The organism is Streptomyces sp. NPDC098781 (genome assembly GCF_044759995.1).
In the GTDB taxonomy this organism is placed as follows: Bacteria; Actinomycetota; Actinomycetes; order Streptomycetales; family Streptomycetaceae; genus Streptomyces.
In genome coordinates, this window is sequence record NZ_JBIWAK010000001.1 from 550041 (window position 1) to 564879 (window position 14839).

At 71.9% G+C, this 14839-nt stretch carries 15 protein-coding genes; 8 read left to right on the plus strand and 7 right to left on the minus strand.

Annotated features, from left to right (window positions below; genetic code table 11):
- Window positions 1-136: 136 nt before the first annotated feature.
- Together ACIQWG_RS02455 and ACIQWG_RS02460 are read left to right on the plus strand one after the other, a co-directional pair.
- A complete protein-coding gene (locus tag ACIQWG_RS02455; RefSeq protein WP_404089366.1) occupies window positions 137-1018 on the plus strand; it encodes an SIS domain-containing protein in 882 nt (293 codons plus the stop codon).
- Window positions 1019-1050: 32 nt separating this feature from the next.
- Window positions 1051-1905 (plus strand): ketose-bisphosphate aldolase, encoded by an 855-nt coding sequence (locus ACIQWG_RS02460; RefSeq protein WP_404089368.1) that lies wholly within the window; start codon window positions 1051-1053, stop codon window positions 1903-1905.
- 43 nt (window positions 1906-1948) lie between these two features.
- On the opposite strand, the gene ACIQWG_RS02465 is transcribed toward ACIQWG_RS02460, so the two are convergent.
- Complete coding sequence (locus ACIQWG_RS02465; protein WP_404090768.1) at window positions 1949-3082, minus strand: methyltransferase; 1134 nt, start codon at window positions 3080-3082, stop codon at window positions 1949-1951.
- Window positions 3083-3188: 106 nt separating this feature from the next.
- Between ACIQWG_RS02465 and ACIQWG_RS02470 the strand changes: the two genes are divergently transcribed.
- Window positions 3189-3983 (plus strand): alpha-ketoglutarate-dependent dioxygenase AlkB family protein, encoded by a 795-nt coding sequence (locus ACIQWG_RS02470; RefSeq protein ID WP_404089370.1) that lies wholly within the window; start codon window positions 3189-3191, stop codon window positions 3981-3983.
- Between the two features lie 36 nt (window positions 3984-4019).
- Window positions 4020-5258 (plus strand): ROK family protein, encoded by a 1239-nt coding sequence (locus ACIQWG_RS02475; RefSeq protein WP_404089371.1) that lies wholly within the window; start codon window positions 4020-4022, stop codon window positions 5256-5258.
- Here ACIQWG_RS02475 and ACIQWG_RS02480 read toward each other — a convergent pair.
- Window positions 5255-5659, minus strand: coding sequence for a nuclear transport factor 2 family protein (locus ACIQWG_RS02480; RefSeq protein WP_404089373.1), 405 nt, complete (start codon window positions 5657-5659; stop codon window positions 5255-5257). The two genes, ACIQWG_RS02475 and ACIQWG_RS02480, sit on opposite strands and share 4 nt — an antisense overlap.
- A gap of 87 nt (window positions 5660-5746) precedes the next feature.
- Between ACIQWG_RS02480 and ACIQWG_RS02485 the strand changes: the two genes are divergently transcribed.
- Window positions 5747-6196, plus strand: a complete 450-nt coding sequence (locus ACIQWG_RS02485) for an RpiB/LacA/LacB family sugar-phosphate isomerase (protein WP_404089375.1) — start codon at window positions 5747-5749, stop codon at window positions 6194-6196.
- Window positions 6197-6363: 167 nt separating this feature from the next.
- Here ACIQWG_RS02485 and ACIQWG_RS02490 read toward each other — a convergent pair whose 3' ends face one another.
- The 3 genes from ACIQWG_RS02490 to ACIQWG_RS02500 form a co-directional block, all read right to left on the minus strand.
- Window positions 6364-8502 carry a hypothetical protein gene (locus ACIQWG_RS02490; protein WP_404089376.1) on the minus strand — a complete coding sequence of 713 codons (2139 nt, stop codon included), beginning with the start codon at window positions 8500-8502 and terminating at the stop codon, window positions 6364-6366.
- 164 nt (window positions 8503-8666) lie between these two features.
- Window positions 8667-9254 (minus strand): DUF4865 family protein, encoded by a 588-nt coding sequence (locus ACIQWG_RS02495; protein ID WP_404089378.1) that lies wholly within the window; start codon window positions 9252-9254, stop codon window positions 8667-8669.
- Window positions 9255-9284: 30 nt separating this feature from the next.
- Window positions 9285-9857, minus strand: a complete 573-nt coding sequence (locus ACIQWG_RS02500; protein WP_404089380.1) for a TetR/AcrR family transcriptional regulator — start codon at window positions 9855-9857, stop codon at window positions 9285-9287.
- Between the two features lie 185 nt (window positions 9858-10042).
- Here ACIQWG_RS02500 and ACIQWG_RS02505 point away from each other — a divergent pair, with 185 nt between their 5' ends.
- The 3 genes from ACIQWG_RS02505 to ACIQWG_RS02515 are packed head-to-tail and all read left to right on the plus strand — an operon-like array spanning window position 10043 to window position 13640.
- A complete protein-coding gene (locus tag ACIQWG_RS02505) occupies window positions 10043-10327 on the plus strand; it encodes an SHOCT domain-containing protein (protein ID WP_404089382.1) in 285 nt (94 codons plus the stop codon).
- The gene (locus tag ACIQWG_RS02510) at window positions 10324-11082 is read left to right on the plus strand and encodes an ABC transporter ATP-binding protein (RefSeq protein ID WP_404089384.1); all 759 of its coding nucleotides are present in this window, start codon (window positions 10324-10326) and stop codon (window positions 11080-11082) included. Before ACIQWG_RS02505 ends, ACIQWG_RS02510 begins: the two co-directional genes overlap by 4 nt.
- Entirely contained in the window at window positions 11079-13640 is a 2562-nt protein-coding gene (locus ACIQWG_RS02515) for an ABC transporter permease (protein WP_404089386.1), read from the plus strand. The genes ACIQWG_RS02510 and ACIQWG_RS02515 overlap by 4 nt, the downstream gene beginning before the upstream one ends.
- A 35-nt stretch (window positions 13641-13675) precedes the next feature.
- On the opposite strand, the gene ACIQWG_RS02520 is transcribed toward ACIQWG_RS02515, so the two are convergent.
- On the minus strand, window positions 13676-14224 hold the full coding sequence (locus tag ACIQWG_RS02520; RefSeq protein WP_404089388.1) for an ATP-binding protein: 549 nt from the start codon (window positions 14222-14224) through the stop codon (window positions 13676-13678).
- Between the two features lie 184 nt (window positions 14225-14408).
- Window positions 14409-14732: a hypothetical protein gene (locus tag ACIQWG_RS02525; RefSeq protein WP_404089389.1), complete on the minus strand. Its 324-nt coding sequence runs from the start codon at window positions 14730-14732 to the stop codon at window positions 14409-14411.
- Window positions 14733-14839 lie beyond the last annotated feature (107 nt).

A 14839-nucleotide genomic window follows, 5' to 3' on the forward strand; every position in this document is an offset into this window, starting at 1 on the left:
CGGCCCTCCATTCCTCGATCTTCTCGGCGACCTTAGCGCACACCTCCCTGAGCGGATTGCTTGATTCTGTTCGAAAGCTCGCTATATCTTGCAAGAACAAGCATGAAGGTGGCATGGAAGTCGAGAGGGTGGCGTCATGACGTATGTCGAGGACGAGCTCAACAGTCAGCCCGAGTGCTGGACCCGTGCCGCGGCCGAGGCGGCCGGCCTCGCCGGGGCGCTGCCGGCGCCGGGGGAGCGGGTGGCGGTCGTCGGCTGCGGGACCTCGTACTTCATGGCGCAGGCGTTCGCCGCACTGCGCGAGACGGCGGGCCAGGGCGAGACGGACGCCTTCGCCGCGTCGGAGTTCCCGCACGGGCGCTCGTACGACCGTGTCCTCGCCCTGACCCGCTCCGGCACCACCACCGAGGTGCTCGACCTGCTGGGGCTGCTGAAGGGGCGTACCCGCAGCACGGCGATCACCGCCGACCCGGACACGCCCGTGATGACGGCCGCCGACGACCTCGTCGTCCTCGACTACGCGGACGAACGGTCCGTGGTGCAGACCCGGTTCGCCACCACCGCCCTCACGCTGCTCCGCGCCCACCTCGGCCTGCCCACCGACGCGGCCGTCGCCGACGCCCGTGCCGCGCTCGCCGACGATCTGCCCGAAGGGCTGGTGGAGTGCGGGCAGTTCACCTTCCTCGGCCGCGGCTGGACCGTAGGGCTGGCCAACGAGGCCGGGCTGAAGATGCGCGAGGCGTCGCTGTCCTGGACCGAGGCCTACCCGGCGATGGAGTACCGGCACGGGCCGATCAGCGTCACCACGAGCGGCACCGCGACCTGGATGTTCGGCGAGGCGCCCGAGGGGCTGGCCGAACAGGTGCGGGCCACCGGCGGGTTGTGGGTCGAGGGCCGCCTCGACCCCCTCGCCGAACTGGTCCGCGCCCAGCGCCTCGCGGTCGCCGTCGCCGCCGCGCGTGGCCTCGACCCCGACCGGCCGCGGCACCTCACCCGCTCGGTGATCCTCGCTCCCTGACGCGTCCCGTAAGCGCCGAGAAAGGACAGACCGTGCCCCTCGTGACCACCGGCGAGCTCATCACCCGTGCCGCCGCGGCCCGTTCGGCCGTCGCCGCGTTCAACGTCATCACCCTGGAGCATGTCGAGGCCGTCATCGCCGGTGCGGAGTCGATGGGTTCGTCCGTCGTCCTCCAAGTCAGCGAGAACGCCGTCAAGTTCCGCTACGGACGGCTGTTGCCGCTCGCGCGCGCGGCCGTCGCCGCCGCCGAACGCGCCGCCGTCCCCGTCGCGTTGCACCTCGACCACATCCAGAGCGACGACCTGCTGCGGCAGGCGCCGGCCGCCGGGTTCAGCTCCGTGATGTACGACGCGGCCCGGCTGCCGTACGCGGACAATCTCGCCGCGACGAAGGCCGCCGCCGACTGGGCCCATGCCCAGGGCCTGTGGATCGAGGCCGAGTTGGGGCGAGTCGGCGGCAAGAACGGCGAGCCGCCGCTGGACGCCCACGCCCCGGGCGCCCGCACCGAACCCGCCGAGGCCCACGCGTTCGTCACCGACTCCGGCGTCGACGCCCTCGCCGTGGCCATCGGCAGCTCGCACGCCATGACCACCCGCACCGCAGCCCTCGACCACGACCTGCTCAAGCGCCTGACCGCGACCCTGAACGTCCCGCTGGTCCTGCACGGCTCGTCCGGGGTGCCGGACGGCGAGCTGCGGACGGCGGTCGCGGGCGGTATCGCCAAGGTCAACGTCGGCACGGCCCTCAACATCGCGATGACGAGCGCGATCCGCGACTTCCTCGCCGCGCACCCCGAGGCGGTCGACTCCCGCAAGTACCTGAGCGTGGGGCGAGAGGCGATGGTGCGGGCGGTCGCCGGCATCATCGGCGTGCTGCGGGCCCCCTGACCGGGCCCCGGTGTGCAAGCTCAGGTGTGCCTGAGTCGCACGGTCACTTCTTGACGGCCCGCAGCACCACGAACTTCGGGTCACCGGCGACCAGTTGGCTGTTGCCGAACAGTCGTCGCAGCTTCACGTGGTACCCGAGATGCCGGTTGCCGATCACCCACAGCTCACCGCCCGGCTTGAGCGCCTGCCGCGCGCCGGTGAACATCCGCCAGGCCGTCGCGTCGCTCGTCGCCTGGTGGGAGTGGAACGGCGGGTTGTTGAGCACCAGGTCCACACTCCCGGCCGGCACACCCGCCATGCCGTCCCCGACCCGGAACTCGGCGTGCCCCGGGACCCCGTTCGCCCGGAACGTAGCCTCCGCCGAGGCCACGGCCTGGAACGACTCGTCCACGAACAGCACCTCGGCCGCCGGGTTCGCCAGCGCCACCGCCGTCCCCACGACACCGTTGCCGCACCCTAGATCCACCACCCGTCCGGCGCCCTTGACGTCCGGCAGATGCCCGAGGAAGAACCGCGTACCGATGTCGAGCCGGTCCGCGCAGAACACACCGGCGTGATTGACGACCGCGCGCTCCGAGACGGCACCCACGCCGTCGGGGAGCGTGTAGGTGTACGGCCACGGGTTCGCGGGCCGCTCCAGCGACGGCTCGGGTGTGCAGAAGATCAGCCGGGCCTTCTTCTCGGCGAGCGAGGTGCGGGTCGGGCCGAGGATCCGCTCGAACAGCTGGAGCGTCGAGGTGTGGATCTCCTTCACCATGCCCGTGCCGACGACCACCGTGCCCTCGTGCACCGCGGGCGCCAGCCTGAGCAGCTGGTCCTCCAGCAGGGCCAGGCTCTTCGGCACCCGCACCAGCAGCACGTCGACACGCTCCGGCGGCGCGTCCCGGGTGGTGAGCAGCCGGACGGTGCCGGGCTCGACGCCGAGCCGGGCGAGGTTGGCCCGGGTCGCCTCCTGGGTGAGGTAGGAGTCGGTGATCTGTGTCGGCCGGTGCGCCGCGAGCGCGGTGACCAGGGCGCCCCAGCGGTCGCCCACGACCACGACCGAACCGGACAGCGGGATCTCCCGCTCCGCCAGATGCCTGAGGAGGTACTCGTCGGAAGCGTCCCAGGCGCGCAGCCTCTCGCGCGGGTCCTCGGGGAAACGCGTCAGCGCCAGCTCGCCCCAGGGCGTCGTCATACGGTCGTTCATCGGGTCGCTCATCGTGCGTCCAGGCTAGCCGAGCCGCAGCTCACGGCCGGTGGGCGGCGTCGGTGGCCGGCGTCGGTGGGGGAGGATGGGAGACATGGACGCCGAGCTGTTCCCCCGGGAGCGTACGGAGGTCGCGCCGGGCGCGGTGCATGTGCCCGACTGGCTGGACGCGCGGGCCCAGCGCGAGCTGCTGGCGGCATGCCGCGAGTGGGCGCGTCCCCCGGCCGGGCTGCGCACCGTCCGCACACCCGGCGGCGGCACCATGACCGCCCGGCAGGTCTGCCTGGGCTGGCACTGGTATCCGTACGCCTACGCCCGCACGGTCGTCGACGGGGACGACACCCCAGTGAAGCCGTTCCCCGACTGGCTGGGCCAGCTGGGCCGCCGCGCGGTGCGAGACGCGCTGGGCGCGGGGCCGGGGAGGGCGCACATGGAGGTGGCAAACACGGAGGTGCCGCACATGGGGGCGGCGCACATGGAGGTGGCAAACACGGAAGTGCCGCACATGGGGGCGGCGCACATGGAGGTGGCGCACATAGGGCCGGCGCATATGGAGGCGGCGCACTCGGACGCGGCGTACGACATCGCGCTGATCAACTTCTATGACGCCGACGCCCGCATGGGCATGCACCGCGACAGCGACGAGAAGTCGCTCGCCCCGGTCGTGTCCCTGAGCCTCGGCGACACCTGCGTCTTCCGCTTCGGCAACACCGAGACCCGGACCCGCCCCTACACGGACGTCGAACTGCGCAGCGGCGACCTGTTTGTGTTCGGCGGGCCCTCGCGGCTCGCCCACCACGGCGTGCCGAAGGTGCACCCGGGCACGGCGCCGCCGGAGTTGGGACTGACCGGGCGGTTGAACGTCACGCTCCGGGTGAGCGGGCTGTAGACCGCCACACCTGCGGATCATGGGAGACTCGCCCTCATGAGCGGGAAGGCGGACCCCCGGCCGGCGGGGGAAGGGACCACGTCGAGGACGCGGTTGGACCGCGGGCGCGGTGCGCTCGGGCCCGCGTTGGAGCTCGTGCACACCGGGCGCGCGCCCACGCGAGCCGTCCTCACCGCCGAACTGGGGGTGACCCGGGCGACGGCCGGCGCGGTCGCCGCCGAGCTGGAGGCGCTCGGGCTGATCCGGGTCGACGCCCGGCCCGGCGCCGCGGCCGGCTCCCAGGGGCGGCCCTCGCACCGGCTGGCGGTGGCCGAGGACGGGCCGGTCGTCCTCGCCGCACAGGTGCACGCCGACGGGTTCCGGGCGGCGCTGGTCGGCCTCGGCGGCCGTATCGTCGCCACCGCGCCCGGCTGCGAGACCGTGGACGCCGATCCGGCCAAGGTCCTCGGCTCGGTCGTCGAAGCGGGCGCCGAACTGCTGCGCACGACGGGCCGGCGCTGCGTCGGCGCGGGTCTGGCCGTGCCCTCCGCGGTGGCGGAGCCCGACGGCCTGGCGCTCAACCCCCTGCACCTGGCCTGGCCCGTGGGCGCGCCCGTGCGCCGGATCTTCACGGAGTGCGTGCGCGCGGCTGGGATCACCGGACCGGCGTTCACCGGCAACGACGTCAACCTCGCCGCGCTCGCCGAGCACCGGCACGGCGCCGGGCGCGGGTCCCGTGACCTGCTGTGCGTGGCGACCGGGCACCGAGGCGTCGGCGGGGCGCTGGTGCTGGACGGCCGTCTGCACACCGGCAGTTCGGGTCTGGCCCTGGAGGTGGGCCACCTCACCGTCAACCCCGAGGGCCGACCCTGCCACTGTGGCAGCCGGGGCTGTCTCGACGTCGAGGCCGATCCGCTCGCCTTCCTCATGGCGGCGGGCCGGGACCCCGGCCCCGAGGTGTCGCTGCTCCAGCAGGCCATCGACCTCATCGGCAACCACTACGACGACCCGGCGATCCGCACGGCCACCGAGGCCCTCATCGACCGCCTCGGCCTGGGCCTGGCCGGCCTGGTCAACATCCTCAACCCGGACCGCATCATCCTCGGCGGTCTCCACCGCACCCTCCTCGGCGCCGACCCCGAACGCCTGCGGGCCGTCGTCGCCGACCGCAGCCTGTGGGGCCAGAGCGGCGGCGTCCCGATCCTCGCGTGCACCCTCGACCACAACAGCCTGGTCGGCGCCGCCGAGTTGGCCTGGCAGCCGGTGCTGGACGACCCGCTGGGGGCGCTGACCTAGGGCCGACCGGCCGGCGGCAGACCGAGTTCGTGTCGCAGGTCGGGCGTGTCCTCCCGCACCCACCACTCCTCGACCAGCCCGCCGGTGACGCGGGCGGTCCACAGCGCCGGTCCGGCGAGTTCCGGTGTCGAGCACACGGAGTACCCGGCCACGGCGACGACGTCGCCCCGCACCGCCGTCTCGGCGAACACGTTGCGGTAGTCCGGGAAGGCCGCGAAGAAGCCACGCCATGCCTCGACGCAGGCCGGCTTTCCCCGGACGCCACCGCCCGCGGAATCCACGAATATGTGGTCGTCCGACATGAGCGAGGCCAGAACGTGGAGGTTCCGCTCGTTGATGGCGGCATTGAAGCGACGGACGACGTCGACGGCACCTGTCAGTTCGTCCCTCCGGCCGTCCATGAGGTCGCTCCTCCCCGGCTTGCGCTCGCCTCCTGCACCGACCCTACGGACGACCGCCCCGACCCGCCCGCCGAGTAGGCTCATGACATGCGGATCTCCGTCTCCTCGGACATGGACGAACCGGTGGCGCGCTCGCTCGTCACCGAGCTGCGTGATCGCGGCCACGAGGTCGTGACGTACGGCGCGCTGAGCCCCGGCGCCGACCCCCAGTGGGCCGCGTGCTCGGAGGCCGCCGCGCGCGAGGTCGCCGACGGCAGCGCGGACCAGGCGGTCGTGTGCTGCTGGACCGGCACGGGCGCCTCCATCGCCGCGAACAAGGTGCCGGGCGTACGAGCCGCCCTGTGCACCGACGCCTACACGGCGGACGGCGCCCGCCGCTGGAACGACGCCAACGTCCTCGCCCTCAGCCTCCGCCTGACCTCCGCGCCGCTGCTCAAGGAGATCCTCGACGCCTGGTTCACCGCTGAGGCGAGCGGGGACGCCGAGGACCGGGAGAACGTGGCGCGGATCGGCCGGCTGGATCTGGGGCGGGCCTAGCGCCTGTTGCGGTTCTGATGGCGGACATGAGTGCTGCTCAGTCAGGCTGAGCAGCATGGTTTCGGTGGTGCAGAACGTGGCGGTCTGGCCGTCCTCGCCGATCCTGACGGCAATGAACTCTGCGTCCTGCGTCGTGACTCCGGGTCGCGTTGCGATGTCTGGTCTTCCTAGTGCTCTGACGACCTCCGTTTCCGGCCGACGGCATGGAGGGCGATCGCGCAGGCCAGCGTCAGAACGAACAGGACGCCGGACAGCGTCCACGCGAAGAGGGTGTCCGGGCCGGGTTCGGTGAACGGGAGGGCGCGGACCCGGGGCCACTTCACGGTCACGTCGCCCGAGGCGTCGAGGTAGGCCACCGCGCCGTCGAAGCGGTCCACCGCCCAGAACAGGCCGCGCCGGTCCTGCGGGGCGTGGACCGGTGAAGGCAGCGGACCCAGCTCGCGCGTGCCGACGCGGTCGGCGGGCACCGCCTCCGGGAAGTAGGTGATCAGCAGCTTGCGGGCTGCGGTCGCCTGGCTGACCAGGTAGCCGTTGGCCAGCTGCGCGTGTCCGGACGGTACGTCGATCAGCCGCCCCTTGGCTCGGTCGTACACACCCGCATCACCGCTGGGCCCACAGGACCAGTAGATCCAGCGGCCCACCACCTGCAATTCCTCGGGAACGCAGGTGGCGCCGACGGAGTGCGTGCCCACTGTCTTCAGAGATGGCAGGGAGACCGCTGAGACCGTGCCGGGTCTGCTGCCCGGAGTCCACAGGGTGTTGTTCCACAGCGCTGCGGGCTGCCGGGGACCGCTGCTCAGTACCTTGTCCCCGTCCCGCACCTCCTGTTCGGCGTTGTCAGCCGGACAGACCTTCTGGTCCGATGGGCGGACCACCCGGTAGGGATCGGCGGCCGCCACGACATGCCCGACCCCGCACACGCTGTGGGCGACGGAGGACTTGCCGGTGGCGGTGAGACGCAGGCAGTCCTCGTAGCACGGCTGGTGCCAGCCCGCGTCCATGGCGTCGATGTAGGGCTCTCTGTCCGGCACCTGGTACCCCAGGTCGCCCAGCTCCTTGAGCGGCCCGGCGGTCAGTGTTCCGTCAGCCGCGAGCGACAGCTTGGATGCGGTCAAGGAGGTGCTGCCCTTGCCTGGTATGGCAGCCCGCTCGGTGGCGAGCAGCAGCTGTCCGTGGTCAAGGGCCATGCCGCCGACCTCCCACACCGTGACCGCGGGCAGGGGCACGACCGGCTCGGCGACCGGAGTGCCGTCTGCGGAGAGCGTGATGTGGTGCAGCGCCCAATGCTCCTCGTCGCTGCCACCGTCGATGTAGACGCTCCCGTCCTGGGCGTTGACGAAGGCGGTACCCAGGGCGGAACGGGGCAGCAGCGTACGGGCCGTGCCGCCCGCGACGGGCACGGCGTGGACCGTGCCGTCGATCCTGTTGGCGTACACCAGCCAGTCGCCGATCGCCCGTACCGCGCCCCAATCGCCCTCCAGGGAGACCTCCTCGTCGGGCAGCCGGTCGACGAGAGTTCCGGGCTCGGCCGGCCGGGTACGGTCGATGACGTACAGCTTCGAGCTTGTGGAACTCCTGTCGGCAACTTTGAAGACGACCTTGTCGCGGCCGAGGTGCGCGGCGCTCATCCCGTCGAAGCCCGCTCGCGGTACATAGGTCACCCGGGCGGTCGCGAAATCCAGCAGCGCGGTGCGCCCGGCGTCGCCGCCCGCGGGCTTGTAATGGAACACGCCGCCGCGGCCGTCCGATGTCGTGTCCTGGACGAATTCGCCGTCGCTGTCCGCCACAGCGGTGGCGAGGTCTTCCAAGGTTCCGGCCACTTGGCGATCGGTCGGAGGCCCGCCGCCCTTGGGGATTTCGAGAAGGTGCAGGCTTTTCGCGCCGTCGACCACGCGTTGGGTCACCAGACGGTTCTCGGCGAACATATGCGTGGCGGTGTCGGTCGCGGGCAGGTCCACCCGTGCGACCTCGCCGGTCGCGTAGTGGCGGATCCGGTAGGTGTTCGTCTCCTTCTCCCGTTCCAGCCCGAGGCCGCCGAGGACAGCCACCGGAGTGGGAAGGTTCTCTATGGTCGAACCGTCGTTGCCGACCCACGTCGACACGCTCGACGGATCGGTCGGCGCCGGCGACGACAGATAGCCGGAGCTGTCCGCGGCGTACAGGTTCGCCGGCCGCGTCGTCATGTGTCGCGCCCGCAGCGTGACGGACGGCATCTCCTCGTCGCCCGTCACGGCCGCCGAGGCCGGCGTCCAGGTCAGCAGCCCGGCCCCCACAGACAGGACAGCCGTACCGATGGCCAGTCCCACCCTGCCGTTTCTTCCCCTGCCCCACCCGGTTCGCACTACGCCCCCTGAGCACTTGAGTACCGTCGATCGGCTGTCCGACAGGTTCGACTCACCGCACGGGGCGCAGGTTGTGTGCTCCTGGCGGGAAGATCAGAACTGCCTCAGGTCTCTTCGCGGAGCCGCACTCACCACTGCCTTCCGTGCGGCAGAGCGCCGCGCCCCGGCGCCGACACGTGCAACACCTGGTACACATCGCCCTCGGCCTTGGGCGCGCTCCGGTCCCAGAGCGAGAAGTGGACCAGTTCCCAAGCTTGCGTGTCGACAGCGGCCGCCACCAGCACGGCGCCGTCGTGCGCCGCCAGCCGCTCGGTCTCGTCCGCGGAGTCCCCCATGAACGCGGCCAGATCCACACCGTCCGGCACCGGTTGGCGTCGACGCACGGCGTGGGTGGCGGGGGAGCCGGCGGTGTCGCCCTCCGCGTAGGCGAGCCCCGTCCACTGCCGCACACATGGCCGACCGAAGTCGTTCACGGTCCCCTGAAAGGCGCCTCCCCAGAGGAACGCGTTCATGCCCTCCACGGTGTTCCAGAGGTAGAGGGGCCCGTACTGGTTGACCGGCGAGCCGTGTACGCCGCCTCGCTCCCGGAGCAGGTACGTCTTGACGCCGAGCCCGTCCCAGTCGTCCAGCAGATGCCCGACGCGGGCGACACGGGAGCGGATGACGCCCATGTCGTAGTCGGCGGGCAGCGTGAACTCGTACTGCATGGCGTGCATGCCAAGTCCCTTCTCAGGCAGGGCCGTCTCTCAGGCAGGGCCGTCGCTGCGCGGGGCGAGCAGCGAGAGCAGCCCCCGGACGGCCGCGTCGAACGCGGCGGGCGAACCGGACGCGCGGGCGAGGACGTAGCCGCCCTGGAGGGTCGCGACGATCGTCGCCGCGATCGATTCGCCGTCGAGCCCGGCCGCGAACTGGCCCTGCTCTTTGCCTTCTTCGACGATCCCCGTGAGCCGCTCCCGCAGCCAGTCGAGCGTTTCGCCGACAGGTGCGCGCAACTCGCCGCTCGCGATCACGTCCGGATCCATCGTCAGCCGCCCGATCGGACAGCCACGCAGCACATCGCGCTCGCGCCGCAGATACGCCTCGATGCGCTCGTACGGCGTCCCCGGCCCGTCCAGTACTCCCGCGGCGGTAGCCCGCATCTCGGCTGCGGTACGGCGGATCGCGGCGAGCGCGAGATCGGGCTTCCCCTTGAAGTGGTGGTACATGCTGCCCTGTCCGGCGCCCGAGCGCTCCAGGATCGCCTTGGGGCTGGTGCCCACATAGCCGCGCTCCCACAGCAGCTCCCGGGTGGATTCGATCAGTCGGTCCGAGGTGCTCATACGGAGACTGTACATACTAGTAGTTACAGAAGTCGACGCCTTTTGGAGCACGGCAACCGGCCCGGCGTACTCCCGGCGAGGTACGCGCACTGCCGCTGACCGTACGACGACCAGGACCCCCTCCCGGCGCGAGTCTCGAGACATCACCGAAACACCGACCGAACCGACTCGGGAGATGACTCGAGATGCAGACCCTCGCACACTTCGCGGACGGCGGCCCCGGCCCGTGGATCCTGTTCTTCCCGCTGATCTGGGCGGCCGTCGTGGTCGGCGGCATCACGCTGCTGCGCCGCACGGTGTGGCGCGGACGCCGCGGCCCCTGGCAGCGTTCGGCCCGCGACGAGAACTCGCCCATCACCGTGCTCGGCCACCGCTTCGCCTCCGGCGAGATCGACGAGGACGAGTACTGGCGCCGGCTGTCGGTCCTGGACGAGCAGTTCGGCCGTACCGGCAAGGGCGGTGCGGCATGACGACCACGACCGTCACGACCACCACACCTACGGCCGCCCGCGTGGTCGACGCCGTGAAGGTGTACGGCAGTGGCGACACCGGCGTGAGGGCCCTGGACGGGGTGAGCGTCGACTTCCCGGTCGGCCGGTTCACCGCGATCATGGGGCCCTCGGGCTCCGGCAAGTCGACCCTGATGCACTGCGCGGCCGGACTGGACACGCTCACCTCGGGCACCGCCCACATCGGCGACACCGACCTCAGCAGCCTCGACGACCGCCGTCTCACCCTGCTGCGCCGGGACCGCGTCGGCTTCGTCTTCCAGGCCTTCAACCTGGTGCCGACGCTCACGGTCGCGGAGAACATCACGCTGCCCCTGGACCTCGCGGGCGGCAAGGGCGATCAGGAGTGGATCGACGCGCTCATCGACGTCGTCGGCCTGCGCGACCGGCTCCACCACCGCCCCTCCGAACTCTCCGGCGGCCAGCAGCAGCGCGTCGCCGTGGCTCGCGCCTTCGCCGGCCGGCCCGACGTCGTCTTCGCCGACGAGCCGACCGGCAACCTCGACTCCCGCTCCGGCGGGGAGGTCCTCGGACTGCTCGGCCGCGCGGTGCGCCAGACGTCCCGCACGGTCGTCATGGTCACCCACGACCCGGTGGCCGCCGCCCACGCCGACGAGGTCGTCTTCCTCGCCGACGGGCGCCTGGTCGACCGGATGGACGCCCCGACCGCCGACAAGGTCCTGGACCGCATGAAAGCCTTCGAGGTGCCGTCATGAACGCATCCGCCCGCCTGAGCGTGTCCTCCCTGCGCGCCCACAAGCGACGCTTCGCCGGTACGTTCCTCGCGGTCTTCCTCGGCGTGGCCTTCCTCGCCGGGACGCTCGTCATGGGCGACACGCTGCGCGCGAGCTTCGACACGATGTTCGGCAACGCGACCAGCGGCACGGACGCCGTCGTGCGCAGCGCCGACGCCATCACCACGCCCGGCGAGAGCCAAGGCGTACGCGAACCCGTCGACGCGGACCTCGTGAGCACCGTCGAGCGGGTCCCCGGCGTCGCCGCCGCCGCGCCCGACATCCAGGGCGCGGGCCAACTCGTCGGCAAGAACGGCGACCCGGTCGGCGGCCAGGGCCCGCCCACCCTCGCCGGCAACTGGATCGACGACCCCGAGCTCAACGCCTACCAGCTCGCCGACGGCCGCACCCCGAGCAAGTCCGGCGAGGTGGTCATCGACCGCGGCACCGCCGAGCGCGGCGACCTCGGGATCGGCGACACGACGACCCTGCGCACACCGGATCCCGTCAAGGTGACGATCGTCGGCCTCGCGACCTTCGGCGGCGAGGACGGCATGGCCCAGGTGACCTTCACCGGCATGACCCGGGCCGACGCGGAGAAGTACCTCACGGCCCAGCCGGGGGAGGCGGCGAGCATCCAGGTGCGGGCCGGACCGGGTGTCGGTCAGCAGGAGCTGGTCGACCGGCTGACTCCCGTGCTTCCCGAGGGAGTCGAGGCCATCACCGGCCAGGACTCGGCCGAGGAGAACACCGACATGATCTCCAGCCAGTTCCTGACCGTCTTCACCACCTTCCTGCTGGTCTTCTCCGGCGTGGCCCTCCTGGTGGCCACCTTCTCCATCCACAACACCTTCGCGATCGTCGTGGCCCAACGCACCCGCGAGAACGCCCTGTTGCGTGCCCTCGGCGCCTCCCGCCGGCAGGTCACCGCGTCCACCCTCGTCGAGGCGACCGCGGTGGCCGTCACCGCGTCGGCGGCGGGGCTCGCGGGCGGCATCGGTATCGCCGCCGGACTCCAGGCACTGTTCCCGGCGATCGGATTCCCCTTCCCCGAGGGCGACTTGGTGATCAGCGCCCTGTCGATGGTCCTGCCGCTCGCGATCGGCATCGTGGTCTGCCTCGGCTCCGCCCTGCTGCCCGCCGTGCGTGCCGGCCGCACCGCACCGCTGGCCGCGCTGCGCGAGACGGCCGTGGACACCTCCGGCGCCTCCCGCTCGCGAGCCGTCACCGGACTGGGGCTCATCGCCCTCGCGGTCGGCGCGACCCTCACCGGAGTCCTGGTGTCCCCGTCCATCTGGCTGGCGGGTACGGGCGCGGTCCTCGCCCTCGTCGCCTTCGTGGTCCTCGGCCCGGTCGCCTCCACGACCGCCGTACGGATCCTCGGCGGCCCCCTCGACCGGCTGCGCGGTGTGACCGGCGGCCTCGCCCGCCGCAACGCCCTGCGCAGCCCGAAGCGCACCGCGGCCACCGCGAGCGCGCTGATGATCGGCGTGGCCGTGGTGTCCCTGTTCACGGTGTTCGGGGCCTCGCTGAAGGCGACCATGGACCAGACGGTGTCCCGGTCCTTCGCGGGCGACGTGGCCGTCAGCACCCCGTCGTTCGGAGCGGGCGGCAGCGGTCTCAGCCCACGCCTGGCCGACGCCCTCCAGCGGCTGCCCGAGGTGGACACGGCCGTCGGACTCGGCCGCGGAGTCGCCGAAGTCGACGGCGAGGGACGCGCCCTGACGGTGACGAACCCGGTCGCCCTGGAGCGCACCTTCGACCTCGGCGCCGTCCAGGGCTCCCTGCGCGACCTCGGCACCGACGGCATCGCCATCACCGAGAAGGAGGCCGACGAGCAGGACCTGACGACCGGCGACAAGACCCGTCTCACCTTCACCGACGGCCGGACGGACACCTTCACCGTCCGCGCGGTCTACGGCCAGTCCGAACTCGCCGGGGACTACGTCATCACCCGCGACGCCTGGGCGCCGCACCGCACCCAGGACGCCGACACCCTGGTCGCCGTCTCCTTCGACGACGGCGTCGGCGCGGACGCGGGCAAGGCGGCCGTCGAGAAGGTCGCGGCGCAGTATGGTGACCCCGAGGTGCAGACCCGCGACGAGTACGCCGAGTCCTCCGCCGGCGGCATCGACATGATGCTCACCCTCGTCTACGCCCTGCTCGCGCTCGCGGTGCTCATCGCACTCCTCGGCATCGCCAACACCCTGACGCTGGCCATCCACGAGCGCACCCGCGAACTGGGTCTGCTGCGGGCCGTGGGCCAGACCCGTTCCCAACTGCGCGCCATGGTCCGCTGGGAGTCGGTCCTGGTGGCCGCGTTCGGCACCGCCGGCGGCCTCGCCCTCGGCGCCTTCCTGGGCTGGGTCCTGGTCAGGGCCTCCGACGGCGCGAGTGACAGCGCGTTCGCCTTCGCGATGCCGCCCCTGCAACTCGTCGTGGTGGCCCTGGTCGGTCTGACGGCCGGAGCCCTGGCGGGCCTGCGCCCCGCTCGTCGCGCGGCACGCCTGGACGTACTGCGGGCCATCGCCACGGAGTGACCCGGCAGCGCCCGAGAACCCCCCTCACCGCCCGGTCAGCCCACAACGGCCGACCGGGCGGGAGCGCGTTCCGGCCGGCGCAGATCCACTCGCTGCCCGACCTCGGCGAACTGCCGTGCGGCCTGCTCCACCGACACGGTCGTCCGCCGCGGCGGACGCGCGGACGACGCACGGGCAGCCCCCGGTGTCGGCAGGGTGAACCACACGACCTTGCCGGACTCGCCGTCCGGCCGGACGCCCCAGCTCTCGCTGACCGCGGCCACCATCGCCAGCCCGCGCCCGCATGTGGCGAGCGAGTCGGTGCGCCCGAGGTCCGCCACGACCGGCAGCCGCGGGTCGTGGTCGCGCACCGACACCATCAGCCGGTCGAGCAGCAGCTCGATCTCCACGGTGCACATCTTGTCCGGCTGTGCGTGCTGGTGAACATTGGTCAGCAGCTCGGTCACACCGAGCGCGGCGCGGTCTATCAAGGGATCCAGATGCCAGTAACGCAAGTGCGCCGATACGATTCTGCGGACCTGACCGATCCGCGACGGCAGGGCTTGGAGCTCCACCGTGCAGTGCCTGCTTGGGTAACTGATCACGGCTGCGACTCCCCGACTGAAGAGGTCCGGAAGAACACGAAGTACGGATCCAGCAGGGTGCTTGAGTAAAACGGCCGCCTGCTGTCGTGGCCGGCGGGCTGGTTCGCAGCGTTATCGCCGGTAAACCCAGAGTGACGTGAGACCAGCGTGACGCAGAGGGTGCGGTACCGCAACTCGCGGTGACTCAGCCCTTGCGCCCGGCAGCCCTGCGTACGGCCTCGATGAACCGGCGCGCGGCGGGCGGACCCGGTTCGCCCGGAGCGGGGTCGTGCTCGCCCAACGTCAGTGAATAGCGGTTGCCGTTGAGGTCCGCGAGTGCGCGGCCGTCGGGGGCGAACCAGGGCTTGGACGCCCGTACCGCCTGCACCGGCGCGCTGTCGATCTCGCTGCCGTAGCTGGTGAGCAGCTGCACCCTGCCGTCGCTGATCCGTATCTGCCCGGCCCGGGTCAGCGAGCGCAGCCGCTTCCCGATCCGCACGCCCGTGGCCCTGAACTCCGGCTCAGCCATGCCCCGCCCCTTAGCGCTCCTCGATGTGCCGGCCCCTCCCGCGTGGTCGTGACCGGCGCTGGTCGTGATCCAGTGTGCCCCCGCTCGGGATCGCTGTCCCGTTCGTG